This window comes from Rheinheimera lutimaris, from assembly GCF_013283795.1.
GTDB classification, from domain to species: domain Bacteria; phylum Pseudomonadota; class Gammaproteobacteria; order Enterobacterales; family Alteromonadaceae; genus Alishewanella; species Alishewanella lutimaris.
Genome location: NZ_JABSOD010000001.1, coordinates 73639 through 98090, shown reverse-complemented (window position 1 = coordinate 98090; position 24452 = coordinate 73639). Strand labels below are relative to the sequence as shown.

Below are 24452 nucleotides of genomic sequence, written 5' to 3'. Positions count from 1 at the left end.
ACCATGCTACTGAAACGGCTGGAACAATGGGACCACAGCTTTTTTTGCCGGCTGTTTAGTCGTAGTACGTCGCGGCAGATGTTTATCAGCAGTTACTGGTTATCAAAAACCGCTGATGGCCCGCTCTATCTGGTGCTGGCTGTGCTGTTGGTGTGCTTCGAAGTGCTTGCTGCCACCGATTTCAGCTTGTTGCTGCTGGCAGCCTTCGCGATTGAGCTACCACTGTATCTGACGCTGAAAAACAGTATTAAACGCGCCCGCCCTGCAGATACGTTAACTGCGTTTATTTGCGCGCACATTACGCCGTCTGATCGCTTTAGTTTACCTTCCGGCCATACAGCAGGGGCTTTTGTCGTCGCCACTGCAGTGGCATTGTATTTTCCGCTGTTTCTACCATTGGCACTTTTGTGGGCTGTAAGTATCGGCATGTCGCGCATAATGTTAGGCGTGCATTTCCCGCTGGATGTCATAGCTGGCGCGGTCTTGGGCACAAGTAGCTGTCTGGTTGCCCATTCCTTGTTCAACTGAACGCTATTCTTCGAAAAACAGCAGCTTTTTCTTATTAACAGGCTATTCTCAAAGAAACTGTTAACAATTGCCGGTGGTAGAAAAATGAGCCAATTACGACGATTATCAATAAAACAGCGTTTGTTTATTAATGGTGGCGCCCTGGTGGTGGCTATGGCCATTATGTTGTTTATCCTGTTTTATCAGGGGGGCCAACTTACCAGCCTGGCCCGCACTCAGCAGTTGGTTGAACAAATCAGTACTGATGTACTGATGTTTCGCCGCCATGAAAAAGACTTTGTTATGCGCACCGAACTGCGCTACCAGCAGCGCTTAAATGATCACTATCAACAGATGCAGCAACGCGCGACAGAACTTGATGGCTTATTACAGCAACATGGTATTGATCGTAAACCACTGCAAACCTTTGCGGAGCTGACAGCTGGCTATCAACAAACGTTTAATCAGTTGGTTAGCGCACAGCAGCGGCTGGGGTTAACGCCCGACACAGGCATTACCGGAGAGCTGCGGCAAACCGTGCAACAGCTGGAAGATCGTTTTGAGCAACTGGACCGTGACGATCTGATGGTATTGGTACTGCAGCTACGCCGCGCTGAGAAAGATTTTTTACTGCGTAAAGACATGGTATACAGCGAGCGTTTTGCCGGTACCTTTGCGCAATTGTCTCAACAACTGGCGGCAGATCCGGCCAGTAAAACCCTGGCTGATAACTACAACCAACGCTTTAACGCGCTGGTCCTGGCGACGCAGCAAATTGGTTTGACCGAGTCAGAAGGCGTAACCGGTGAGATGCGCAGCGCAATACAGAGCACTGAGGCCAGTTTAAAACAGCTGTCAGAACAAACCGGCGAGGCGATAATCGCTGCGGTAACGGCAACAGAGCGGTTGGCGATAGGCATCTTTATTGCGGTACTGGCAGTAGTTTTGTTATTAGTGGCATTAACCAGTCGCAGTATTTTACGCCCGGTAATGGAAGTGTGTGAGGCTATCGGTCTTATTCGTGCCAACAATGATTTTCGTATGCGGGTGGCGGTAGACGGTAAAGATGAAATGACTACTCTCGCCACAGATTTCAACGCCATGTTGGGTGATTTTCAGGACTTAATAAAAACCGTAAATCAAGCGTTGGAAATGCTGGATACTGCTACTAACGAGCTGGCGCGCTCTACTGCAGACACCAGCCGTGGTATGCAGCAGCAACAAAATGAAACCGATATGGTTGCCACAGCAGTAACCGAAATGGGCGCAACCATTAACGAAATTGCCGGCAATACAGAGACAACGGCAGCCAAAGCCGAGGCCACTAACCAAAATGCACAAAGTGGCCGCGCCGAAGTGCAGCAAACTGTGCAGCGTATCAATGCGCTGTCAGAAAGATTGCAAAATGCCACCAATGTTGTTTCTGAACTGGAAAAAGACAGCAAAACTATCGGTTCGGTGCTGGATGTTATTCGTGGCATTGCCGAACAAACTAATTTACTGGCGCTAAATGCGGCCATCGAGGCGGCACGGGCCGGTGAGCAGGGGCGCGGTTTTGCAGTGGTGGCCGATGAAGTGCGTAATCTGGCGATGCGTACCCAGGAGTCGACGCGGCAAATAGAGAGTATTGTTAATGGCTTACAGGGCCGCACCACGGAAATAGTGCAGGTGATTCAGGGGTGTCGTCAGCAGGGCGCAGAAAGCGCAGAGCAAGCCAATGTGGCTATGCAACTGTTGACGGAGATCACTCAAGATGTCACCAATATTATGGATATGACCACGCAAATTGCGGCTGCCATTGAAGAGCAAAGCCATGTTGCGGCTGAAGTGAACAAAAATGTGGTGATTATTCGTGATTTGTCAGATGAAACTTATGGCCACGCCAAACATAATGCGGCAATAAGTGAAGAGGTAGCGCAGCAAGCTGCGCGGTTACATCAGTCAGTCGACCGTTTTCAGGCGTAAGCACAACACGGTTTCAGCGGCGCAGACTAACAGGGATTAACGCATCCCGGTTAGCGTTGGCCTGTGCCAGTTGCTGTAAATAGTCTTGCCACAAACTGTCTTGCTGCTGCGCCAGTTGGTGTAAGTATAGCCAGCTGTAAATTCCGCTGTCATGGCCATCGTCAAACAGCAGCTTTACCGCGTAATGGCCAACCGGTTGCAGTTTGCTGATGCCAACCTGCTTTTTATTGCTTACCAGCTTGGGCTTACCGTGGCCACGCACCTCGGCTGAGGGTGAGAGCACCCGCAAGAACTCTGCACTAAAACTCACCACAGTACCATCGCTGAACGTCACGTCCAGCTTCCGGCTTTGGCGGTGGTAATGCAGTTGGCTCACCTGCGGCTGAATGGTTTGCGAATCGGACATTTTTACAGAATAAACCGGCTTAAGTCGTCATCTTTAACCAGGGCACCAAGGTGTTTTTCTACATAGGCAGCGTTAACCTCAATATGTTCACCGGCGTGATCGGCCGCATCGTAGGAAATCTCTTCCAACAGACGTTCCATCACGGTATACAAGCGACGTGCGCCGATGTTTTCGGTGGTTTCGTTCACCTGCCATGCCGCAGCAGCCAGGCTTTTAATGCCGTCGGCAGCAAAACTCAGCTTAACGCCTTCGGTCGCCAGCATGGCAATAGACTGCTCGGTAAGTGAAGCTTTGGGCTCGGTTAAAATACGTTCGAAGTCGGCAGCGCTTAGCGCTTCAAGCTCAACACGAATAGGTAAACGGCCTTGTAATTCCGGTACTAAATCGGACGGTTTGCTCATTTGAAACGCGCCGGAGGCGATAAACAAAATATGGTCGGTTTTTACCATGCCATGCTTGGTGTTTACTGTGCAGCCTTCGATTAGCGGCAGCAAATCACGTTGTACACCTTCGCGTGATACATCGGGGCCGCTGGTTTCACCGCGCTTACAAATTTTGTCTATTTCATCCAGAAAAACAATACCGTTTTGCTCCACCGCGTCTAATGCCTGTGCTTTCAGCTCTTCCGGGTTTACCAGTTTGGCGGCTTCTTCCTCTATCAGTTGTTTCAGTGCGTCTTTGATCTTCAGCTTACGCTTTTTCTTTTTCTCACTGCCCAGACTCTGGAACATGCTTTGCAGCTGTGACGTCATCTCTTCCATACCCGGCGGTGCCATAATTTCGACACCGATATTTGGCTGGGCTAAATCCAGTTCAATGTCTTTGTCATCCAATTGGCCTTCGCGCAGCTTTTTCCGGAACACCTGGCGGGTGCTGCTGTCAGTGGCCGGCTTGTTGTCTGTCTCGCCCCAGGCTTCTTTCGCCGGAGGCAGCAACACATCCAGAATACGCTCTTCGGCGGCTTCTTCGGCGCGAAAACGGTTTTTTTCAATCGCCTGCTCGCGGAACATTTTTACCGCACTGTCGGTAAGGTCACGGATAATGCTTTCGACTTCTTTGCCGACATAACCCACTTCAGTAAATTTAGTCGCTTCTACCTTGATAAAGGGCGCATTGGCCAATTTAGCCAGACGGCGGGCAATTTCGGTTTTACCCACCCCGGTCGGGCCTATCATCAGAATATTTTTCGGCGTAACTTCCTGGCGTAATGACGGTTCCAGCTGCATACGGCGCCAGCGGTTACGCAGCGCTATGGCTACCGCGCGTTTAGCTTTGTTCTGGCCGATAATATGCCGGTCCAGCTCGTGCACAATTTCTCTTGGGGTCATGTCAGACATAGGATACCTGCTTATAATTCTTCAATGGTCTGATGGTGATTGGTGTAGACACAAATATCACCGGCGATGGTCAGACTTTTCTCCACGATGTCGCGGGCACTCAGTTCAGTATTGTGCAGCAAAGCAGTAGCGGCGGCTTGCGCGTAAGGGCCGCCGCTGCCAATGGCGATTAAGTCGTGCTCAGGTTGCACCACATCACCGTTACCGGTAATGATTAATGAGGTATTGGCATCTGCAACAGCCAGCAAGGCTTCAAGTTTGCGCAGCATACGGTCGGTGCGCCAATCTTTGGCTAATTCAACGGCGGCGCGCATCAAATGGCCCTGGTGTAATTCCAGTTTGGCTTCAAAGCGTTCAAATAAGGTGAAGGCGTCGGCGGTGCCGCCGGCAAAACCGGCGATCACTTTGTTGTTGTACAAGCGGCGCACTTTGCGGGCATTGCCCTTCATTACGGTATTGCCAAGTGAGACCTGGCCATCTCCGCCGATGGCAACGTGGCCATCGCGGCGAACAGAAACTATAGTGGTCATAAATTGCCCTGTGGCGTAATTAACACAGGGCTTAAGTGTGGTTGGTGCGGGGTTATTTCAAGACCAATTCCAGATTTGGCAGGTATTAATATTTTGTTGCCGTAAGCGATTGCGATCAGCAGTAGCCTGGCGTTTCGACTCGTAAGGCCCCAGTACCACACGGTACCAGACACCACGCTCACCATCGGTACGGCGTACTTCAGAGGTAAAACCGGCAAAGGCAATTTGCGCTTTCATGGTTTCAGCCTGCTGTTGTTCACGAAATGAGCCGCATTGCATCTGATAAGGACCACTGCTTTGTTGTTGCTCTGTAACGTCTACCTTAACCTCTTTATTTTCCAGCTCTTTAATATACTGATACGGCTCTTCAGTAGGTTTGGCCGGTAGTTCGTCTTTTTTAACGGTTTTCGCCGGCGGTTTTACTGTTGGCGCAGTGGTCGCCGGTTGTTGGTTTAAGAACCATAAAAAATACACAAAGCCGCTGATCAGCACAAAGGTGACAATTAACAACAGCCAGGGTTTAGCCGGCGCCTGAGCGGCTGCTTTGGCATTGCTGCGGGCAGGACGCCGGTTTGCGGCATTGGTTTTGGGCCTGGCGGCTTTAACATAGTCTTTTTGTGGCATAAGGTTGTGGTTACTCTTACTACGCGGTGTGGCGCTATTCTACCAGGTTAGGCAGAAAAAGAAACATAACCGCGGTGTTACCGCTCAGGTAAGGTCGGTTGGGTCGACATCCAGTTGCCATTTTACTTTGCGGCTCAGCGGCCACTGCGTAATAAGGTGCAACACCTTATCCAATGCCTGATGCAGCGCCGGGCGCGCCGGGCTGTACAGTTGCAACTGCCAGCGGTACTTGCCGGCACGCCGCTCCAGCGGCGCAGGTATGGGGCCCAACAGTTGGATAGCAGCAAATTGTCTGACTGAATCAGCCAGTTGTTGCAGCCACTGATGACACAGCTCAGACTGATGCGCTTCGACGCTGAACAGTGCCAGATGCTGAAACGGCGGCAGCCGTGTTTGCTCACGCTCCTGCAATGCGCTGCGGGCAAAAGACGCGTAGCCGTTTTGGATAATATCCTGCAGTAACGCATGCTCAGGGTAGTGGGTTTGCAGCAACACCGTACCACCACTGCTACCCCGACCGGCACGGCCGGCTACCTGAGTCAGTAACTGTGCTAACTGCTCCGGCGCACGAAAGTCACTGCTGTACAAAGCGCCATCCACGTCGACAATCACCACCAGGCTAACATTTGGAAAATGATGGCCCTTTGCCAGCATTTGCGTGCCAACGATTAAGCGCGCACCATGTTGATGAATATCGTCCAGCGCCTGATGCAATGCACCTTTACGGCGGGTACTGTCGCGATCTAACCGTGTAATGGCGATATCAGGAAAAAGCTGCTGCAGGTTCTCTTCTAACTGTTCGGTACCCTGGCCCAGCGGTTTTAACTGTGTGCTGCCACAGCCGCCGCATTGGCGCGGCACTGCTTTACTGGCACCGCAATGGTGACATACCAACTGACGGCTTTGTTTATGATAGGTGGTAAAAGCACTGCAGCGATGGCATTCTGTTAGCCAGCCACATTCCTGGCAACTGAGTGCGGGGGCAAAACCGCGGCGGTTTAAAAACAGCATGACCTGCAGCCCCAGCGCCAGTTGTTGTTTTATTTTGGCTAATGTCTGGCTGGCGAGGCCAAATTGCAGTACCTGCTGCTTTAAATCGACCAGTTCAAATTTGGGTAGCGCCTGACCGGCGGCCCGATCCGGCAGCGGCAGATGAATAAAGCGCCTGTTCAGTGCGTTGTGCAGGCTTTCAAGGCTGGGTGTAGCCGAGCCGAGTAAAATAGGGCAGTGCTGTAAGGCGGCGCGTTTAATGGCCAAATCGCGGGCGTGGTAACGAAAGCCGTCCTGTTGTTTTAGTGACTGGTCATGTTCTTCGTCAATAATAATCAGGCCAAGGCGCCAAAACGGCAGAAACAGGGCTGAGCGGGTGCCGATAATAATAGCAGCAGCACCTGTGCCCGCCTGCAACCAGCAATGTAAGCGCTCGCTATCGCTAAGCGCTGAGTGCCAACAGAGTACCGGTACATCAAAGCGGGTTTGGAATCGTTCCAGTGTTTGCGGCGTTAAGCCAATTTCCGGCACAATCAACAGTACCTGCTGTTGGGTCTGGAGCAGCTTGGCAATACTTTGCAGGTACACTTCAGTTTTACCCGAGCCGGTAACACCTTCAAGTAATAAGCGCTCAAAACGGCCACAGGCTTGATCCACGGCGGTAACAGCCAGCGCCTGAGCTTGAGTGAGTTTTAAACCCTCAGCTGTTTTAGTTGGCGCAGCATAGGGGGTTGGCGGTACGATAATTTCTTCGGCCAGTTGTTTATCCAATAACTGCTTCAACGTTGCGCGGCTATGTTGCTGCAGCAGCACCGACTCGGTCAGTTGATGAGCCTGCAACGTTTGCCACAAGGCCTGTTGTTTGGCGGAGCGTTTTAAGGTTTTTGCTTCCAACTGCCGGCCGGCATCGGTCAGGCGATAGGCTTTGGGTTGGTAATCCGTTAGCTCACGGCCTTCGCGCAGCAATGCCGGCAGGGCGCTGATTAACACCTCGCCCAATGGATGGTGGTAATATTCAGCGGCAAAGCTTAGTAGCTGGCACAGTAAAGGTGGCAGTACCGGGGTGCTGTCCAGCAGTTTCAGCACGGTCTTTAACTTGCTGCTGTCGAATTGATCATCCGGTGCAACCTGCCAGATAACACCCACCAGTTTGCGGCTGCCAAAAGGCACCAGCACACGACAACCCACCTGTGGTTGTGGCTCGGTGGCAATAAGGTAGTCAAAATGTTGTCTTAGCGGCACCGGCAGGGCCACACGCACTACAATCACAGCAAGTTCCCGTTATAACGCAGTGTTCAAGTGTAAGGATCGGTTGCTGAAATGCCAAGCAAAACAAAATTTATGCTGTGCGGCTACGAAGCTGTTGCAACTTTGCCGGCTATCTATTAAGCTACGCGCCCTTAATTAACTGTAATTACGTATGGTGTCCGGCAACAATTTGACCGGATAGCGATACGGCCCTAACGAGGTAACCCATGAAGCCAGGCATTCACCCGGAATACAAAGAAATTACTGCTACCTGTACTTGCGGTAATTCATTCAAAACAAAATCTGCACTGTGTAAAGACATCCACCTGGACGTTTGCTCAGCTTGCCACCCGTTTTATACCGGTAAGCAAAAAGTGTTAGACGTAGGCGGCCGTGTAGATCGCTTCAAAAAACGTTTCTCTGTACTGGGCAACCGTTAATCGGTATTGCGACAGCGAAACTGAAAAAAGCACCTGCGGGTGCTTTTTTTCTGCCTGACGTTGGGCTGTTTTTTACGCAAATAATCAGTATTAATCAAAAAAATATTTTTATGTTGTGGCTTTTGCCTGCAACAGCGATGAATTATCTGTCTCTCTTCGTTAAGTATTCTCTTCTTTTCATAGTGTTACCAAAAGCTCGTTGGGTAATTGCTTGTTGCGCGAAGGTGCTGTCGTGATAGCGCGGCGGCATGATTATGCGCTCACAACAACATCTGTATGCAGTGCTGTGTCATATCTGGAATTTAGATGGCCGGACGTCTCTTGGCGTGGAGGGGTTTTATTGTTATAACAGCTGCAGTTACGACTAAAGTGGTATGGCTTCTACTGTGCTTTTACGCTGGTACGATCAGACTAATTCCGGTTCTCTTCTTTTGAGCAGCTCCGTAGAATATGCCACCTTCAAGCCTAACCGCATAACAATAACATTACGCCCGTCCCTACAACACAAACGGCAGGATAATACAGATGTCAGATTTCAGAGAACAAGCGCTGCGTTACCACGCAGAACCCAAGCCCGGCAAAATCAGTATTGAAATAAGCAAGCCGGCCGAAACCGTCACTGACCTGGCGTTAGCTTACAGCCCGGGCGTCGCCGAGCCGGTGCGCGAAATAGCTGCTGATGTTGATAATGTCTATAAATACACAGCGAAAGGTAACTTAGTCGCAGTGATCACCAATGGTACCGCTATTTTGGGCTTAGGTAATCTGGGCCCTATGGCGTCTAAGCCGGTAATGGAAGGCAAGGCGCTGTTATTTAAGCGCTTTGCTAACCTGGACTCGATTGATATTGAAGTATCGCATCGCACCACAGAAGAGTTTATTACTACCGTGGCCAATATTGCCGATACCTTTGGCGGCATTAACCTGGAAGATATTAAAGCGCCGGAGTGTTTTGAGATAGAAAAAGAGCTGATTAAGCGCTGTAAAATACCGGTGTTTCATGACGATCAACACGGCACGGCCATTGTCACGGCAGCCGGTATGCTCAATGCGCTGGAAATTCAGGGCAAAGATATTAAGAGTGCCATTATCGTTTGTATGGGCGCCGGCGCGGCAGCTATTGCCTGTATGGAACTGTTGATTAAATGCGGTGCCCAGCGCGAGCATATCTACATGCTGGACACTAAAGGCGTTATCCACACGCGACGCAATGATTTAAACCAATACAAACTGTTGTTTGCCAATAACACCGATAAACGTACCCTGGAAGATGCTTTAAGTGGCGCCGATGTGTTTGTTGGCGTATCCGGCCCTGACGTATTGCCGCCGGAAGCATTAAAGCTGATGGCTGCTAAGCCGGTGATTTTTGCTTGCTCAAACCCGGACCCGGAAATAAAGCCGGCGCTGGCGCATGCAGTGCGCGACGATATTATTATGGCCACCGGTCGTTCAGATTACCCCAATCAGGTAAATAACGTATTGTGTTTCCCGTTTATTTTCCGCGGTGCGCTGGATGTACGTGCCAGTGTCATTAACGATGAGATGAAGCTGGCGGCAGTAAACGCGATACGCAGTATTGCAAAAGAGCCGGTACCGCAGGAAGTGTTAACGGCGGCCAAGGTTGATGAGCTCAGCTTTGGCAAAACTTATATTATCCCTAAGCCAATGGATCCACGCTTATTACCGCGGGTAGCCAAAGCGGTAGCCGAAGCAGCTGTAGCATCCGGTGTAGCGCGCTTGGAGTTGCCGGATAATTATTACTGTTAAACACAACAGGTTATCTTAAAACATAAAAAGCCGGTTTGTACTAAACCGGCTTTTTTATTGCTAACGGCAATAACTCTGTATTGCTGCCCGGCTTGTCTCAGACGCGGAACAAGCGGGTAATGTTTTCCAGATTATGTGCTAATGAGGCCAGCTCACTGCTGGCTTTAGCAATATTACCGGCACTTTCAGAGCTATGTTCGGTGTTGGTAAATATTTCATCGACATGCTGTACAATATTGCTGGCCATTGTTTGCTGTTCGTCAGTAGCATCAGCAATTTGTTGGTTCATCAGGCGTATTTGCGCAATGCTCTTGGTAATTAGCTGCAGTGCATCGCCGGCCTGATTGGCCGACTGTACGCTGTTGTCGGCCTGGGCAGTACTTTGCTGCATTTTCTGCACGGCAGAGCGGGCTGCAGCCTGCAGTTGTTCAATGGTGCGTTGAATTTCTTCAGTCGATTTTTGTGTACGTGAGGCCAAAGTGCGTACTTCGTCGGCTACTACCGCAAAACCGCGACCCTGCTCACCGGCGCGGGCAGCTTCAATGGCGGCATTGAGTGCCAGCAGGTTGGTTTGCTCGGCAATACCTTTAATAACGGTTAGTACAGTACCGACCTGGTTGGCGTCTTTTTCCAGTTGGGTTATTACGGCAGAGGCTTCTTGCACATTGCCGGCTAACTGCTGAATATTTTGCACGGTGGATATTACCGTTTGCTGGCCTTGTCCGGCGGCATCACCGGACTGGTTAGCTGCTGTTGCGGCATTATTGGCGCTCTGTACTTCGGCTTCAACACTGGCATTCATATCGGCCACGGCATTTTTTGCCTGATTAGCGGCCTGACGTTGCACCGCGATAGTTTTATTGGTGTCGTCGGTTAGCTCATGTAAGTCTTTCGCCAGTGCTGACAATGGGATAGCGGTATTAACGATGTCTTTCACCACATGCTGCAGCTTTTGCATAAAGGTATTAAACCAGTAGGCAAGGTCGCCTAATTCATCTTTGCTGTTAGTGTTAATACGTGCGGTTAAGTCGCCGTCTTCTTTGGCCAGGTCCTGCAGTGAGCGGATCATGCTGCCAAGGTTGTTCTGAATGCCGCGGGCGACCGGGTAGGCGGTACCAAACAGCACTAAGGTGGTGATTAAGCCCATAATAATGCCGATAGTGATTGAGGTGCCGGCTTGTTCGCTGGCGTCGTCTATGGCGCTGGTAAAGGCTTTTAGCCGGGTGTCGCGAAACTGGCCCAGCAAGCGGGCGGTATTATCGTAATCTGCATTCATTTTTTCTGAACGTTGCGCCAGAGTGCTGAAATCGGCAGTGTTATTGATCATTTCCTGCGACATTTTATACGCTACCTGATAGTAAGCGTTATAGCTTTGCAGGATGCTTTGCACGTCTGAAACATAGTCGCGGTTTAATCGACTGATGTTATCTAAATCTTGCTTCAATTGCGTGCTGAATGCCGCTGCGCCGCCAAGCGCTTCTTCATCGCCGGTAGTGACAGCGCTGGCCAGCGAGTCTTTTATCCGTTCCAGCAGCACCAGTGAGCTTTGTGCTGATTGCAGAACCGGGAATTGTACATCGCGGGTTTGCTCCAGCGTATTAACATTGTTCAGTGCCGTGTTACTGGCCAGGGCGAGGTAGATGATAAAACTGATAGTGCCGATAAGCGGAATGAGGTAAATTTTTTTTGCAATAGAAAGACGTCTTAATACATCCATATCGCTGGCCCCTGTGCTCTGAAGTGTCTGGTAATATTAGAATTGGTTTATGCGCAGTATAGAGGCTTATTTAGGCAAATGCTTGTTGTTGTTTGATTTGGCGCATAAGCGGCAAATAAAAAAGCCCGAACAGTGTCGGGCTTCACGAATCAAACGGACGTTATTTTTTCGCCCGTTCAAACGAGGTCATAATTTCTGCTTTAGCGGCGGCGGCATCGCCCCAACCATTTACTTTTACCCATTTACCGGCTTCTAATTCTTTGTAGCGCTCGAAGAAGTGCTGGATTTGCTTTTTCAGCAGCTCATCTACGTCGTTGATGTCCTGAATATGGTCATACAGCTTGGTCAGTTTGCTTACCGGTACCGCAATTACCTTGGCATCTTCACCGGCTTCGTCCGACATAAACAGCACACCAACCGGACGGCATTTAATCACCGCGCCCGGCACCAGTGGGTAAGGGGTAGGTACTAATACGTCTACCGGATCACCGTCCAGTGATAAAGTCTGGTTTACAAAACCGTAGTTGCACGGGTAAAACATCGGTGTAGACATAAAGCGGTCTACCCAGACAGTGCCGGTGTCTTTATCTACTTCGTATTTGATTGGGTCGGCATTGGCCGGAATTTCAATAATTACGTTAATTTCTTCCGGCAGGTTTTTACCTGCTGCAACATCGCTTAAGCTCATGGCCTGTTCCTTTAGTTCATTAAAACGGTTCAAAAAAAGTGGCGCTTATTATAGCGCCACAATTAAAAATGGCTATCGCTGATGATAGGCAACACAGCTTTCTACTTCGTGTTTCGAGCCGAGTATCACCGCCACACGTTGGTGAATATCGCTGGGTACTATGTCCATAATGCGTTCATAGCCGGTAGAGCTGACACCGCCAGCCTGTTCTACCAGAAAACTCATCGGGTTGGCTTCATACATTAGTCGCAGTTTATCTGGCTTGCTGGCGTCTTTAGTGTCGCGCGGGTAAGCAAAAATACCGCCGCGGCACAATACGCGGTGCACATCACCGACCATCGCCGCTATCCAGCGCATATTGTAGTTTTTACCGCGCGGGCCTTCTTTGCCTTTAAGTAAATCATCGATATAGGCTTGCATCGCCGGTTGCCAGTAACGCTGGTTCGACATATTAATAGCAAATTCGGCGGTATATTTCGGAATAGCTGCTTGCTCTTCCGTCAGTAAAAAACCGCCGTAGGTTTTATCCAGGGTGTAAATTCGTGTGCCTTTGCCGGTGGTTAACGCCAGCATAGTGGAGGGGCCATACAAGACGTAACCTGCGGCTAATTGAGCGCTGCCGGGTTGTAAAAACTGCGCGGCATCTTCTGCTGCTAAGTCTGGCTTGGCCGGTAAAATGGAGAAAATGGTGCCGATTAAGCTGTTAATATCGGTGTTAGATGAGCCATCCAGCGGGTCGAAAGTAACTAAATATTTGCCATTGGGGTTGCCGGCAACGGTGTCGTCTTCTTCTTCTGAACTGATGGCTTTTACCACGCCGGTTTCTAAAATGACTTCTTTAAGCAGCTCATTGGCAATAATATCGAGTTTTTTCTGCGTTTCCCCTTGAATATTCTCCGCCAGGGTAGAACCTAATACTCCGGCTAATTCGCCCTGGCTTACGCGAAAAGAAATTTCCCGGCAGGCAGCCAATATGGTTTTAAGCAGTGAAATAAGGTCGCTGTCGACTCCGTCCTGTTGCAGTACTGGCGAGATACGGCGCATGCTGGTGGTTCCTTCTCAGTAATTATTTTTGCTAATGCGGTAGAGGCTGGCGTATTTTAAAGAATTTCTGCGCAAATTGCAGGTGTTACTGCGCGCAATTCTGTTTGCGCGGGTGTATTTGCTACAATGGCGGCGATTAATTTTCAGGATAACTTATGCATATTCATATTCTCGGTATCTGCGGCACCTTTATGGGCGGCATTGCTGCTATCGCAAAATCGTTGGGCCACAAGGTTACCGGTGCCGATGCCAACGTGTATCCGCCGATGAGCACGCAACTTGAACAGCTGGGTATTGAGCTGACGCAGGGCTGGGATCCGGCGCAACTGGAGCCGGCTCCGGATTTAGTGATTATCGGCAATGCCTTATCACGCGGTAATCCGGCAGTGGAATATGTATTAGATACCAATTTGCGTTATACATCCGGCCCACAGTGGCTGGCCGAGCAGGTATTGTTTGACCGTTGGGTACTGGCAGTGTCGGGCACGCATGGCAAAACCACCACCAGCACGATGTTGGCGTGGATTTTAGATTACGCCGGCTTAAAGCCGGGCTTTTTAATCGGCGGTATTCCGCAGAACTTTGACTGCTCGGCCCGCTTAGGCGAATCACCGTTTTTCGTGATTGAAGCCGACGAGTACGATACCGCTTTTTTTGATAAGCGTTCTAAATTTGTGCATTACCGGCCGCGCACCCTGGTGCTGAATAACCTGGAATATGATCATGCGGATATTTTCCCCGATTTAGCGGCTATTCAGCGGCAGTTTCATCATTTGCTGCGCATGGTGCCGGCCAATGGTCTGGTATTGTCACCGGAAGATACGCCGGCGGTGAAACAAACGCTGGAAATGGGCTGCTGGAGTGAGCGCCAAAGTTACGGCGGCGATTGGCGCGCCGAACTACTTACAGCCGATGGTAGCCGGTTTGCCTTGTACTATCAGGATAAACTCCTTGGTGAGCTGAACTGGCAGCTTAGCGGCCAGCATAATGTTGATAATGCCGTGATGGCTATTGCTGCCGCCCGCCATGCCGGCGTGCCGGTAACGGTGGCGCTGGAGGCACTGGCACGCTTTATTGCACCGAAACGGCGGATGGAGCTAAAAGCAGATATTGCCGGTATTAAGGTGTATGACGATTTTGCCCATCACCCAACTGCTATCAGCACCACCTTGCAGGGCATTCGCAATAAAGTAGGCCATAACCGGGTGTTGGCCGTACTGGAGCCACGCTCTAATACCATGCGTATGGGCGTGCATCAGGCCACATTACCACTTTCGCTGGCGCTGGCTGATAAGGTGTTTTTATACGAGCCGGCCAATGCCAACTGGTCACTGGACGCACTCAGTCGCGCCTTAGCGCCCAAGGCAAGCTTGTCACAGGATATTGATGCGCTGGTGAGTTTGCTAACTGAGCAGGCAGAGCCGGGTGACAGTATTGTTATTATGAGTAACGGCGGCTTTGGTGGCATTCATGACAAGCTGATAAGCGCGCTAAAACGTAAACGGGAGCATTAATGAGTGCAGCAAAAGAGATAACGCTGGCCTTTAGCGGTGCCTCAGGCGCGCCTTATGGCTGGCGCTTGCTGGAACTGCTGCTGGCGCAGGGGGTTAAGGTGCACTTGCTGGTATCCAGCGCCGCAAGGGTGGTATTTGCCACCGAGCATGACGTTAAATTGCCGGCCTCGCCGGACAAATGTACTGAAATGCTGCTGGCACATTTTGGCTGCGATGCCGCTTTACTTAAAGTATACGGCAAAGACGACTGGTTCTCGCCGGTGGCGTCCGGCTCGGCGGCACCACGGCAAATGGTTATTTGCCCTTGTTCAACCGGCACGGTGTCGGCTATTGCGACCGGCGCCAGTGATAATTTAATTGAGCGCGCGGCTGATGTGGTGATTAAAGAAGGCGGCCAGCTGATTTTAGTGCCGCGCGAAAGCCCGCTTAGTGCCATTCATCTGGAAAATTTACTTAAGCTGGCCAGGCTCGGTGTCACCATTATGCCGGCAGCGCCCGGTTTTTATCATCAGCCGAAACAAATAAGCGACTTAGTTGATTTTATGGTGGCGCGTATTTTAGATCATCTTAAGTTGCCGCATCAGTTACTTAATCGCTGGGGCTACAGTGGTGACGCAGTAAAAGCAGGAGAACAACATTGAGTTTAGCGTTAGATATTAAAGGCCTGCATAAGGTGTATAAAAGCGGTACCGTGGCATTAAGCGGTATCGACCTGCAGGTAAAGCAAGGCGATTTCTTTGCCCTGCTGGGGCCTAATGGCGCCGGCAAAAGTACCACCATCGGCATTATCAGCTCACTGGTAAATAAATCCGGTGGTAGCGTTAAGGTATTTGGCTACGATATTGATACCGACCTGGAAGCCGCTAAAAGTCAGCTGGGTTTAGTGCCGCAGGAATTTAACTTTAACCAGTTTGAAACCGTGTTGCAGATAGTGGTTAATCAGGCCGGCTACTATGGTGTGCCAAAAAAACTGGCACTTGAGCGCGCAGAAAAATACCTTAGTCAGCTGGGCTTGTGGGACAAGCGCCATGCCCGTTCGCGCGAGTTATCCGGCGGCATGAAGCGGCGCTTAATGATAGCCCGCGCCCTAATGCATGAACCCAAATTGCTAATATTGGATGAACCGACCGCCGGGGTGGATATAGAGCTGCGTCGCTCGATGTGGGAGTTTCTGCGCAAAATCAATCAGCAGGGCGTGACCATTATTCTTACTACGCATTATCTGGAAGAAGCAGAAAGCTTGTGTCGCAATATCGCCATTATCGACAAAGGCCTGATTATTGAAAACACCAGTATGAAGGCATTGTTGTCAAAGCTAACCCGCGAAACCTTTGTACTGGATTTAGCCTCCGACCCAACTGCTGTCAGCTTAGAGGGCATCAACTGGCGGGCGCTGGATAGCCACAGTATTGAAGTCGACGTAGAAAAAGCCCAGGGCTTAAATGGCATTTTTGCGCAGCTGAGCGCGCAGGATATTAAGGTGTTATCAATGCGTAATAAAGCGAACCGGCTGGAGGAGCTGTTTGTCTCCTTGGTGGAAAATGGCCGCGGAGGTGCAAAATGAGTAAAGCCAATTATCTGGTGGCGTTAAAAAGTATTTGGGATAAAGAAACCAACCGCTTTTTGCGTATCTGGGTGCAAACCTTAGTGCCGCCTGCCATTACCATGACACTGTATTTTGTCATTTTTGGTAGCTTAATTGGCTCACGTATCGGCGATATGGGCGGCTTCACGTACATGGAATTTATTGTGCCCGGGCTGATTATGATGTCGGTGATCACTAACTCTTACGCTAATGTAGCCTCGTCATTTTTCAGCGCCAAGTTTCAGCGCAATGTAGAGGAGCTGCTGGTGGCACCGGTGCCGAACTACATTATTGTGCTGGGTTTTGTCAGTGGCGGTATGGCGCGTGGTATGCTGGTTGGCCTTATTGTGACTATTTTGTCGCTGTTTTTCGTCACGATTCAAATTCATAACCTGGCGGTAATTATCCTTACTGTAACGCTAACGTCGATGCTGTTTTCGTTGGGCGGGTTAATTAACGCTGTGTATGCGAAAACCTTTGACGATATCAGCATTATTCCTACCTTTGTGCTAACGCCGCTAACCTATTTGGGCGGGGTGTTTTACTCATTAACCTTACTGCCGGGCTTTTGGCAGCATGTAGCAGCGCTTAACCCGGTAGTGTATATGGTTAACGCGTTTCGTTATGGCTTTTTGGGCGTAACCGACGTTAGCCTGTGGCTGGCGTTAGCCGTGGTGCTGGGCTTTATCGTGGTACTGTTTAGTTATGCGATGTACCTGATTAACCGTGGCATTGGCCTGCGTAGCTGAAATTGGCAATTTGCTTACCATAGTCGGACCGGATTACCCACACCAACGCGCCGTAAACCCGGTCCCCGGGGGCTCGGCTCCGGCATCCATGCCGTCAACGGTTGGCTTAGGGTAAACCGATCCTCAGCCTGTGTTTGCAGTGATTTTTTTGCAGACATTTTTCGGCGCTTGCAGTAAAGTGAGCGCCATTTTCCGGCCGTTTTAGTAACCGCTGAAACCGTATGCAGAGTAGCAAGCGCATGACAGAATCCAGTAAACGCCAGGCAACCGCTTCAGAGGAAGCATTATGGCGCATTTTCACGGTGCCGGAAGCGCCCGACTCAACACTGAGTATTATTGAGCAGAATCTGTCGCAGAATCTGGCCGGTTTTTTGCGTGAAAGCATCGTGGCGGTAGAAAAACCGCTGTGGCAAATCGAGCGCGATTTTCAGGCGCATCATATTCCGCAAATGCCGAATTTTGTTTCAGATTACGCCGAAAGCCTGATGCAAAAGCTGGTGGCGCATTCGGTGCATACCGCGGCGCCGAGTTTTATCGGCCATATGACATCTGCTTTGCCGTATTTTGTGTTGTCACTGTCAAAAATGATGGTGGGGCTAAACCAAAACCTGGTAAAAATTGAAACCTCCAAAGCCTTTACGCCGATGGAGCGTCAGGTGCTGGGCATGATGCACCATCTGGTGTACGGCGAGGGTGACGGCTTTTATAAAAAGTGGATGCACAGTGCCAACCATTCGTTGGGCGCGTTTTGCTCCGGCGGCACCATTGCCAATATCACTGCGCTGTGGATAGCACGTAACCGCCTGTTAAAAGCCGATGGCGACTTTAAAGGCATCGCCCGCGAAGGCCTGTTTAAGGCGATGAAACACTACGGCTACGACGGCCTGGCTATTCTGGTATCCGAGCGCGGCCATTACTCCTTGGGTAAAGCCGCCGATGTGCTGGGCATTGGCCGCGAGTCATTGATCTCGATTAAAACCGACGCCAATAATAAAATTGATACCGCTGCGTTGGCAGAAAAAATGGCTGAACTACAAGCTGCCAACATCCGCGTGTTAGCTATTGTGGGTGTGGCCGGTACTACCGAAACCGGTAATGTTGACCCCTTGCATCAGTTGGCCGATTTAGCGGAGCAGTATCAGTGCCATTTTCATGTCGATGCCGCCTGGGGCGGTGCGACCTTGCTATCGAATAAGTACCGCCATCTGTTGGCCGGTATTGAGCGCGCCGACTCCGTCACCATAGATGCGCACAAGCAAATGTATGTGCCGATGGGCGCCGGCATGGTAGTGTTTAAGCACCCTTCTGCCGCGCATGCGATTGAGCACCACGCCGAGTATATCCTGCGTAAAGGTTCAAAAGATTTAGGCAGCCAGACGCTGGAGGGCTCGCGCCCGGGCATGGCGATGCTGGTGCATGCGTGTTTGCAGGTAATTGGCCGTGACGGTTATGAGATTCTCATTAACCGCAGTCTGGAAAAAGCGCGTTATTTTGCCACCTTAATTTCGCACAATATTGATTTCGAGCTGATAACCGAACCGGAACTGTGTCTGTTAACCTACCGCTATGTACCGGCGCAGGTGCAAAAAGCCATGGCCAGCGCTACCCCGGAACAACTGCAGCGCTTTAACGAGTTACTAAACGGCTTAACTAAGTTCATTCAGAAACGTCAGCGTGAAGAGGGTAAATCTTTCGTGTCACGCACGCGGTTAACCCCGGCGAGATATCAGCGCCAGGAAACTATCGTGTTTCGCGTAGTATTGGCTAACCCGCTTACCACCGAGCAAATTTTGCACGATGTATTGGTAGAGCAGGATCAGCTGGCGCAGTTGGATAAAGAGTTTTATCCCAAGCTATTACAACTGGCAAAAGAGCTGTCTGCCTGATATCTCCGGTTTGTTCTAAGTTGCATGACAAGCTATTATCAGGCATTACCTTTACGGCAACGGACTGATTTTATGCGTTATGTTTTGCTTATACTGCCTTTGTTACTCAGTGTTACGGCTTGCCAAAGTGCCTATTACTCTGCCATGGAAAAAGTCGGCGTGCATAAACGCGATATTCTGGTCGACAGGGTAGAGGAAGCGCAGCAGTCGCAACAACAAGCACAGCAGCAGTTTAAGTCGGCATTGGAGCAATTTAGCAGTCTGATTAAATTTGACGGTGGCGATTTACAGCGTATGTATGAAACCACCGACAGCGAGTATCAGGCCTGCAGTGCCGCCGCTGAAGATGTCAGTAAGCGCATTAACAGTATTGAAACGGTTGCCGAAGCGCTGTTTGATGAATGGCAGGACGAGCTGGAGCAGTACAGCAATGCCAAATTAAAGCAAGACAGTGCCCGCAAACTTGCAAATACCCGTAAGCAATACACCAGCCTGCTAAAAACCATGCGCCGCGCTGAGCAAAGTATGCAGCCTGTATTGGCATCACTTAAAGACAATACCTTGTATTTAAAGCATAACTTAAATGCGAAGGCTATCGGCGCTTTGCAGGGCGAGTTCAACTCAGTACAAAAAGATATTAACCGGCTTATTGCCGATATGAATAGCGCCATTGCTCAGTCTGAGCAATTTGTCGCAACGTTAAAACAATAACCGAAATCAGTCACAGAGGGCCAATGTATGTCAGGTCAGGGTTCCGGCGGGAATGTTATCGCCGCGCTATGTAATGTATTTATTCCCGGTTTAGGCCAGTTGGTGCAGGGGCGGATTTTAGCTGCGCTATTATTTTTCGTAATATGTGTTGCCGGTTATGCCACCTGGTGGCTGATTGTGCCGGGTATTATTGCCGCTATCGCCCACTTATGGGCTATTATCGATGCCGCTAAGTTCCGTTCCGGTTTTTAGCATACGGCTGGCTTGCCAGCCGTCTTTTTACGGGAATGCAGCACAGTAATAACAATTGCTTCCCGTTCTTCCCGCGTTTTGCTTTGTAAAACTGTCACTCCCCCCACTATACATATTTGCTACAGAGTATCGCTATCAGTGCTGTTATAACTTGATCTACGGCATTTTTTCTGTCTTGATGTTGTAAATTATTAATCAATGATTGTGGCCGGTAGCACTTAGCTGCAGAGAGTTTAATCAACCCGCGGAATGCATTATGACGACGGCGCAAAGCATTATTATTTTGATTTTATTGGTCACTATCGGCATGTTTTTATGGGGCCGTTGGCGTCATGATATGGTGGCGCTGGCCGCTTTGCTGGCGTGTGTACTTGGCGGTGTTATCGAGCCGGCTATCGCTTTCAATGGCTTTGGTCATCCGGCCGTTATTACCGTGGCATGTGTGCTGGTGTTAAGTGCGGGCTTACAAAGCTCCGGCGCGGTAGATGTGCTTGCCCGCCATGCCATGCCGAAAAATGCCGGATTAATTGTGAGTATGGCGGCTTTGGTGGGCATGGGGGCGCTGCTGTCGGGCTTTATGAACAACGTGGGTGCGCTGGCATTGCTAATGCCTGTGGCGCTGCAGGTTGCCAACCGCTTGGATGTGCCACCCGGGCAAGTACTGATGCCGCTGGCGTTCGGGACTATTTTGGGCGGTATGACAACCATGATTGGTACACCTCCCAATTTAATTGTCTCCGGATTTCGGGCACAGCAGGGTGGCTCTGGTTTTGGTATGTTCGATTTTACGCCGGTAGGTCTTGCCGTCGCATTGACAGGCTGCGTGTTTGTAGTGCTGGCCTGGCGTTTAGTGCCGGCGCGTAAGCAAGCCGATACTGAGGGCTTTGAAACCGGCGCTTATTTGACGGAGGCGCGGGTAACAGAAAAAAGCAAAATTGCCGATAAACGTTTATACGACATAGAAAATGAGTTTGATGATAGTGGCGCACAAATTGTTGGTCTTATCCGCAACAATGTAAAAATTAATGCACCCAGTGGTGGCCGTGTGATCCGCGCCGGCGATATTCTGGTGTTGGAAGCTGAGGTTGATTCGTTAGGAACAGTGTTGTCTGCGCTGGGTTTGGAGTTGGAAGAGTCTGTAACAGTGGAAAAAGTGGCCAAAAGTGAGCAGGACGATGCTGAAAACTTGCCCACTGATCAGGAGGAAAATAGCCAGACAGGCGCTTCCGGCGAAAAGGCAACGCCGGACAAGACGCAGGATACTAAGTCAGCAAGCGGCGAAGATATTGTGTTTATGGAGCTGGTAGTGCGGCCGGAATCAAACTTACAGGGGCGTTCTGCCACCAACATCATGCTGCGCTCGCGCTATAGTTTGAACTTGCTGGCGGTGTCGCGGGATGGTAACCGGTCGAAATCGCGCTTACGCAACTTCAGGATGCAAGCGGGCGACTTATTATTACTGCAGGGCACCAGTGAAAGCGTGCTGGAATTTGCCAGTGACTATGGCTGTGTACCGCTGGCAAAAAGAGAGTTAAAAATTCCTGATAAGCGCCAGGCAACACTGGCCGGCATAATTATGTTGGCTGCGGTGGCTGGCGCTGCTTTTGGCCTGTTACCGGCCGCGATTTCTTTTGCCATGGGTGTACTGGCATCAATGGTGTTTAAAACGGTGCCGCCGCGCTCAGTGTACGCTGCGATAGACTGGCCGGTAATAGTACTGCTGGCCGCCTTGATTCCGGTTGCCGGGGCCATGGAAGCTACTGGCACTGCAGCGCTGATTGCCGGTGTATTGATGGAATATGTTGCCAGGGGGGATGCAGTTGTTGCACTGGCCATGGTGCTTATTATTACTATGTTTCTGTCCGATTTAATGAACAATGCAGCAACGGCAGCCGTGATGTGCCCGATCGCTATTGGCGCGGCTATGTCGCTGAATGTTAATGCCGATTCCTTTCTGATGGCGGTAGCCATAGGCGCGTCGTGCGCATTTTTGACACCGATAGGCCATCAGAACAATACCTTAATACTGGGGCCGGGCGGCTTTAAATTCGGAGATTATTGGCGGCTGGGTTTACCACTCGAGCTGTTGGTTGTTGTTGTCGCCATGCCCTTACTGCTGGTGTTCTGGCCGTTATGACACTGGAAATTGCCCTGGTATTATTAATACTGGCTGCGGCATTGCTGCTGTTTGTTACCGGCTGGCTGCGGATGGATGTTGTCGCCTTACTGGTGTTATGTGTGCTGGCTTTGTTGGGGCTGGTGTCGCCGGCAGAAGCGGTCAGTGGTTTTAGCAACCCGGCGGTGATCACGGTTTGGGCCATGTTTATTATGAGTGAGGGCTTAACCCGCGCCGGCATTGCCGATGGTATTGGCCGCAGGGTTATTCGTTTGTCCGGTAACAGCGAAACACAGATGATCGTGGTTATTATGCTGGTCGCCGGCGTGTTATCCGCGTTTATGAGTAATATCGGCGTGGTGGCATTATTGCTGCCGGTAACGGTAGAGGCCGCCAGGCGCTGCGGTATATCACCGGCCAAAGTATTAATGCCAATGGCATTTGGCGCCATGCTGGGTGGCTTAATTACCTTGATTGGTACGCCGCCTAATTTATTGGTCAGCATTGCACTGGAAAAAACCGGTCAGCAAGGCTTTAACTTGTTTGATTTTGCCCTGATTGGCTTGCCGGTACTATTGGCCGGCACCTTGTTTGTTGCCTTTATCGGCCGGCATTTATTACCTGATACCGACCCCGGCCGCGCCGGCCTGGCCGGCAGTAAAAACCTCAGTGAGCAATATGGCCTGCAAGAGCGCATCTTCGCTCTGCGTTTGCCAACGCCGTCTTTACTGGCCGGGCACACGCTGGAAGAGTCGGGCCTGATTAGCACTGCCGGCCTGATGGTTATTGCCCTGACCAGGGGCAATGAAACCTTTACCCTGCCATCACGCCATACGGTACTTAAAGCCGGCGATATTGTGCTGGCTCAGGGCAAGTTCAGCCGCTTTGAACGGCTGCGTAGCTGGAACTCGTTAACCATAGAGCGCGAAGCACCGTTACTACACGAAAAGCTATTGGCGGCCAGTGCCGTGGCTGAGCTGGATGTTGCTGCCGACAGCAATCTGGTAGGTGAAGTACTGCAGCATTACCGCTTTCGCGAGCGTTATCAGCTGAACGTGTTGGCGATAAAGCGTGCCGGCCAAACATTGCGCACCCGGCTGACTGATTTATCGCTGGAGGCCGGTGATAAAATTCTGGTGCAGGGCAGCCACAGTGCCGTGGAGCAGATAAGCAAGCACAGCGAGTTTAGTAACGTACAGTTATTGGGTGCTGATGAGGTAAAACAGCAGTATAAGCTGGAAGAGCGCTTGTTTGTGTTGGGCCTGCCCGCCGACAGCCCGCTGGTAGACAGCAGTTTTGCCGATAACCGGCTGGGGGACGCTTTTGACTTTCGGCTGCTGGGTTTATTCCGTCAGGGTGAGGTTATGCAGCAGTTTCACTCGGACGATAAACTGCAGGCCGGTGATTTACTGTTGATCCAGGGCCGCGAAGAAGACCTCGATATTCTGCGCGGCTTTAAAGAATTGCAGCGGCTGGACGATATGTCGCCTTATCTGGATTTACTCGCCAAAGGTAAGCTGGAACTGTTAGAGGCCACGCTGCACCCGCGTAGCAAATACATTGGCCAGAGCGTGAATGCACTGCAACTGGACAAACGATACAAAGTTGAGGTGTCTGCTATTTGGCGACAGGGGCGCGCTTATCGCTCTGCGCTGGGCAGTATGATACTGCAAGCCGGTGATGCGCTGTTAATTGTCGGCCCGCGGCCGCGGCTGGCAATGCTGACCGACAGCGAACATCTTATCGTGATGAACCCGGTGCAGGTAAAACCGGTTAATGTCAGTAAGGCCCCACTGGCCGCAGGCCTGATAGCATTGATGGTATTGCTCACCGTAACCGGCGTGTTGCCGGTTTATTTGGCGGCGGTGCTGGCGGCAACCTTAATGGTGGCCAGCCGTTGCTTAACCATGGAGCAGGCCTATGCGGCCATCGACTGGCGCTCAATTTTCCTCATCGCCGGTATGTTGCCGCTGGGATTGGCAATGCAGCACTCCGGTACCGCAGCCTGGTTAGCCGATGGGGTACAGGCAGGGTTAGGCCAATTCGGCCCGTTGGCGGTAATGGCGGGTTTGTATCTGGTTACAGCACTTGGCACCCTGGTGGTACCCACCGTGGCGCTGGTGCTGATTATGGCGCCAATTGGTCTGCTGTTAAGTACGGCACTTGGCGTCAGTGGTCACAGTGCCATGATGGTGGTGGCGGTAGCGGCGACCAGTTTAGCCAGCCCGGTGTCACACGCCGCCAATACATTGGTAATGGGGCCGGGCGGCTATCGTTTTGTCGATTATTTAAAAGTCGGCGGGCTGTTAAGCCTGCTGCTGTTTATTATTACCATGGCCTTATTGCCGCTATTTTGGCCGCTAACGGCGCCTTAGC

21 protein-coding genes are annotated in these 24452 nt (G+C 50.8%); 13 read left to right on the top strand and 8 right to left on the bottom strand.

The features are described 5' to 3' along the window. The first annotated feature begins 3 nt into the window (after window positions 1-3). Together HRH59_RS00440 and HRH59_RS00435 are read left to right on the top strand one after the other, a co-directional pair. On the top strand, window positions 4-528 hold the full coding sequence (locus tag HRH59_RS00440; RefSeq protein WP_173499302.1) for a phosphatase PAP2 family protein: 525 nt from the start codon (window positions 4-6) through the stop codon (window positions 526-528). A gap of 84 nt (window positions 529-612) precedes the next feature. After that, window positions 613-2472, top strand: coding sequence for a methyl-accepting chemotaxis protein (locus tag HRH59_RS00435; RefSeq protein WP_173499301.1), 1860 nt, complete (start codon window positions 613-615; stop codon window positions 2470-2472). A gap of 13 nt (window positions 2473-2485) precedes the next feature. On the opposite strand, the gene HRH59_RS00430 is transcribed toward HRH59_RS00435, so the two are convergent. The 5 genes from HRH59_RS00430 to priA all read right to left on the bottom strand — a co-directional run bounded on the left by HRH59_RS00430 (window position 2486) and on the right by priA (window position 7628). Beyond that, complete coding sequence (locus HRH59_RS00430; protein WP_173499300.1) at window positions 2486-2878, bottom strand: gamma-butyrobetaine hydroxylase-like domain-containing protein; 393 nt, start codon at window positions 2876-2878, stop codon at window positions 2486-2488. A 2-nt stretch (window positions 2879-2880) separates the two neighbouring features. Further along, window positions 2881-4215, bottom strand: a complete 1335-nt coding sequence (gene hslU, locus HRH59_RS00425) for an HslU--HslV peptidase ATPase subunit (protein WP_173499299.1) — start codon at window positions 4213-4215, stop codon at window positions 2881-2883. 11 nt (window positions 4216-4226) lie between these two features. Further along, a complete protein-coding gene (gene hslV, locus HRH59_RS00420) occupies window positions 4227-4745 on the bottom strand; it encodes an ATP-dependent protease subunit HslV (RefSeq protein ID WP_173499298.1) in 519 nt (172 codons plus the stop codon). A 57-nt stretch (window positions 4746-4802) separates the two neighbouring features. Next, the gene (locus HRH59_RS00415; protein ID WP_173499297.1) at window positions 4803-5369 is read right to left on the bottom strand and encodes an SPOR domain-containing protein; all 567 of its coding nucleotides are present in this window, start codon (window positions 5367-5369) and stop codon (window positions 4803-4805) included. An 84-nt stretch (window positions 5370-5453) separates the two neighbouring features. Beyond that, window positions 5454-7628: a primosomal protein N' gene (gene priA / locus HRH59_RS00410; RefSeq protein ID WP_331460134.1), complete on the bottom strand. Its 2175-nt coding sequence runs from the start codon at window positions 7626-7628 to the stop codon at window positions 5454-5456. Between the two features lie 206 nt (window positions 7629-7834). Here priA and rpmE point away from each other — a divergent pair, with 206 nt between their 5' ends. Both rpmE and HRH59_RS00400 read left to right on the top strand, forming a co-directional pair. Further along, entirely contained in the window at window positions 7835-8047 is a 213-nt protein-coding gene (gene rpmE, locus HRH59_RS00405; RefSeq protein ID WP_092792296.1) for a 50S ribosomal protein L31, read from the top strand. A 525-nt stretch (window positions 8048-8572) separates the two neighbouring features. Continuing rightward, window positions 8573-9814: a malic enzyme-like NAD(P)-binding protein gene (locus HRH59_RS00400; protein WP_173499296.1), complete on the top strand. Its 1242-nt coding sequence runs from the start codon at window positions 8573-8575 to the stop codon at window positions 9812-9814. A 97-nt stretch (window positions 9815-9911) separates the two neighbouring features. Here HRH59_RS00400 and HRH59_RS00395 read toward each other — a convergent pair whose 3' ends face one another. From HRH59_RS00395 to HRH59_RS00385, 3 genes are all read right to left on the bottom strand, one after another. After that, window positions 9912-11531, bottom strand: a complete 1620-nt coding sequence (locus tag HRH59_RS00395) for a methyl-accepting chemotaxis protein (protein WP_173499295.1) — start codon at window positions 11529-11531, stop codon at window positions 9912-9914. A 160-nt stretch (window positions 11532-11691) separates the two neighbouring features. After that, window positions 11692-12219: an inorganic diphosphatase gene (ppa, locus tag HRH59_RS00390; RefSeq protein WP_173499294.1), complete on the bottom strand. Its 528-nt coding sequence runs from the start codon at window positions 12217-12219 to the stop codon at window positions 11692-11694. A 72-nt stretch (window positions 12220-12291) separates the two neighbouring features. Then, window positions 12292-13263, bottom strand: coding sequence for a class 1 fructose-bisphosphatase (locus tag HRH59_RS00385; protein WP_173499293.1), 972 nt, complete (start codon window positions 13261-13263; stop codon window positions 12292-12294). A gap of 155 nt (window positions 13264-13418) precedes the next feature. Between HRH59_RS00385 and mpl the strand changes: the two genes are divergently transcribed. The 9 genes from mpl to HRH59_RS00340 all read left to right on the top strand — a co-directional run bounded on the left by mpl (window position 13419) and on the right by HRH59_RS00340 (window position 24451). Further along, a complete protein-coding gene (mpl, locus tag HRH59_RS00380; RefSeq protein ID WP_173499292.1) occupies window positions 13419-14777 on the top strand; it encodes a UDP-N-acetylmuramate:L-alanyl-gamma-D-glutamyl-meso-diaminopimelate ligase in 1359 nt (452 codons plus the stop codon). Next, on the top strand, window positions 14777-15418 hold the full coding sequence (locus HRH59_RS00375; RefSeq protein ID WP_173499291.1) for a flavin prenyltransferase UbiX: 642 nt from the start codon (window positions 14777-14779) through the stop codon (window positions 15416-15418). The genes mpl and HRH59_RS00375 overlap by 1 nt, the downstream gene beginning before the upstream one ends. Beyond that, a complete protein-coding gene (locus tag HRH59_RS00370) occupies window positions 15415-16341 on the top strand; it encodes an ABC transporter ATP-binding protein (RefSeq protein WP_173499290.1) in 927 nt (308 codons plus the stop codon). Before HRH59_RS00375 ends, HRH59_RS00370 begins: the two co-directional genes overlap by 4 nt. Beyond that, window positions 16338-17111, top strand: a complete 774-nt coding sequence (locus HRH59_RS00365) for an ABC transporter permease (protein ID WP_173499289.1) — start codon at window positions 16338-16340, stop codon at window positions 17109-17111. The genes HRH59_RS00370 and HRH59_RS00365 overlap by 4 nt, the downstream gene beginning before the upstream one ends. Window positions 17112-17350: 239 nt before the next feature. Beyond that, window positions 17351-18997, top strand: a complete 1647-nt coding sequence (gene panP, locus HRH59_RS00360) for a pyridoxal-dependent aspartate 1-decarboxylase PanP (protein ID WP_173499288.1) — start codon at window positions 17351-17353, stop codon at window positions 18995-18997. Window positions 18998-19069: 72 nt separating this feature from the next. Then, window positions 19070-19708, top strand: coding sequence for a DUF2959 domain-containing protein (locus HRH59_RS00355; RefSeq protein ID WP_173499287.1), 639 nt, complete (start codon window positions 19070-19072; stop codon window positions 19706-19708). Window positions 19709-19735: 27 nt separating this feature from the next. After that, window positions 19736-19960 (top strand): hypothetical protein, encoded by a 225-nt coding sequence (locus HRH59_RS00350; RefSeq protein WP_173499286.1) that lies wholly within the window; start codon window positions 19736-19738, stop codon window positions 19958-19960. A gap of 256 nt (window positions 19961-20216) precedes the next feature. Then, a complete protein-coding gene (locus tag HRH59_RS00345; protein WP_173499285.1) occupies window positions 20217-22097 on the top strand; it encodes an SLC13 family permease in 1881 nt (626 codons plus the stop codon). Beyond that, window positions 22094-24451 carry an SLC13 family permease gene (locus HRH59_RS00340; RefSeq protein ID WP_173499284.1) on the top strand — a complete coding sequence of 786 codons (2358 nt, stop codon included), beginning with the start codon at window positions 22094-22096 and terminating at the stop codon, window positions 24449-24451. Before HRH59_RS00345 ends, HRH59_RS00340 begins: the two co-directional genes overlap by 4 nt. The last annotated feature ends 1 nt before the right edge of the window (window position 24452 follow it).

Excerpts from the sequence above, each read along its gene's own strand:
- HRH59_RS00440 (WP_173499302.1), top strand. The coding sequence starts at position 4 with ATGCTACTGAAACGGCTGGAACAATGGGACCACAGCTTTTTTTGCCGG.
- HRH59_RS00435 (WP_173499301.1), top strand. The coding sequence starts at position 613 with ATGAGCCAATTACGACGATTATCAATAAAACAGCGTTTGTTTATTAAT.
- HRH59_RS00430 (WP_173499300.1), bottom strand. The coding sequence starts at position 2,878 with ATGTCCGATTCGCAAACCATTCAGCCGCAGGTGAGCCAACTGCATTAC.
- hslU (WP_173499299.1), bottom strand. The coding sequence starts at position 4,215 with ATGTCTGACATGACCCCAAGAGAAATTGTGCACGAGCTGGACCGGCAT.
- hslV (WP_173499298.1), bottom strand. The coding sequence starts at position 4,745 with ATGACCACTATAGTTTCTGTTCGCCGCGATGGCCACGTTGCCATCGGC.
- HRH59_RS00415 (WP_173499297.1), bottom strand. The coding sequence starts at position 5,369 with ATGCCACAAAAAGACTATGTTAAAGCCGCCAGGCCCAAAACCAATGCC.
- rpmE (WP_092792296.1), top strand. The coding sequence starts at position 7,835 with ATGAAGCCAGGCATTCACCCGGAATACAAAGAAATTACTGCTACCTGT.
- HRH59_RS00400 (WP_173499296.1), top strand. The coding sequence starts at position 8,573 with ATGTCAGATTTCAGAGAACAAGCGCTGCGTTACCACGCAGAACCCAAG.
- HRH59_RS00395 (WP_173499295.1), bottom strand. The coding sequence starts at position 11,531 with ATGGATGTATTAAGACGTCTTTCTATTGCAAAAAAAATTTACCTCATT.
- ppa (WP_173499294.1), bottom strand. The coding sequence starts at position 12,219 with ATGAGCTTAAGCGATGTTGCAGCAGGTAAAAACCTGCCGGAAGAAATT.
- HRH59_RS00385 (WP_173499293.1), bottom strand. The coding sequence starts at position 13,263 with ATGCGCCGTATCTCGCCAGTACTGCAACAGGACGGAGTCGACAGCGAC.
- mpl (WP_173499292.1), top strand. The coding sequence starts at position 13,419 with ATGCATATTCATATTCTCGGTATCTGCGGCACCTTTATGGGCGGCATT.
- HRH59_RS00375 (WP_173499291.1), top strand. The coding sequence starts at position 14,777 with ATGAGTGCAGCAAAAGAGATAACGCTGGCCTTTAGCGGTGCCTCAGGC.
- HRH59_RS00365 (WP_173499289.1), top strand. The coding sequence starts at position 16,338 with ATGAGTAAAGCCAATTATCTGGTGGCGTTAAAAAGTATTTGGGATAAA.
- panP (WP_173499288.1), top strand. The coding sequence starts at position 17,351 with ATGACAGAATCCAGTAAACGCCAGGCAACCGCTTCAGAGGAAGCATTA.
- HRH59_RS00355 (WP_173499287.1), top strand. The coding sequence starts at position 19,070 with ATGCGTTATGTTTTGCTTATACTGCCTTTGTTACTCAGTGTTACGGCT.
- HRH59_RS00350 (WP_173499286.1), top strand. The coding sequence starts at position 19,736 with ATGTCAGGTCAGGGTTCCGGCGGGAATGTTATCGCCGCGCTATGTAAT.
- HRH59_RS00345 (WP_173499285.1), top strand. The coding sequence starts at position 20,217 with ATGACGACGGCGCAAAGCATTATTATTTTGATTTTATTGGTCACTATC.
- HRH59_RS00340 (WP_173499284.1), top strand. The coding sequence starts at position 22,094 with ATGACACTGGAAATTGCCCTGGTATTATTAATACTGGCTGCGGCATTG.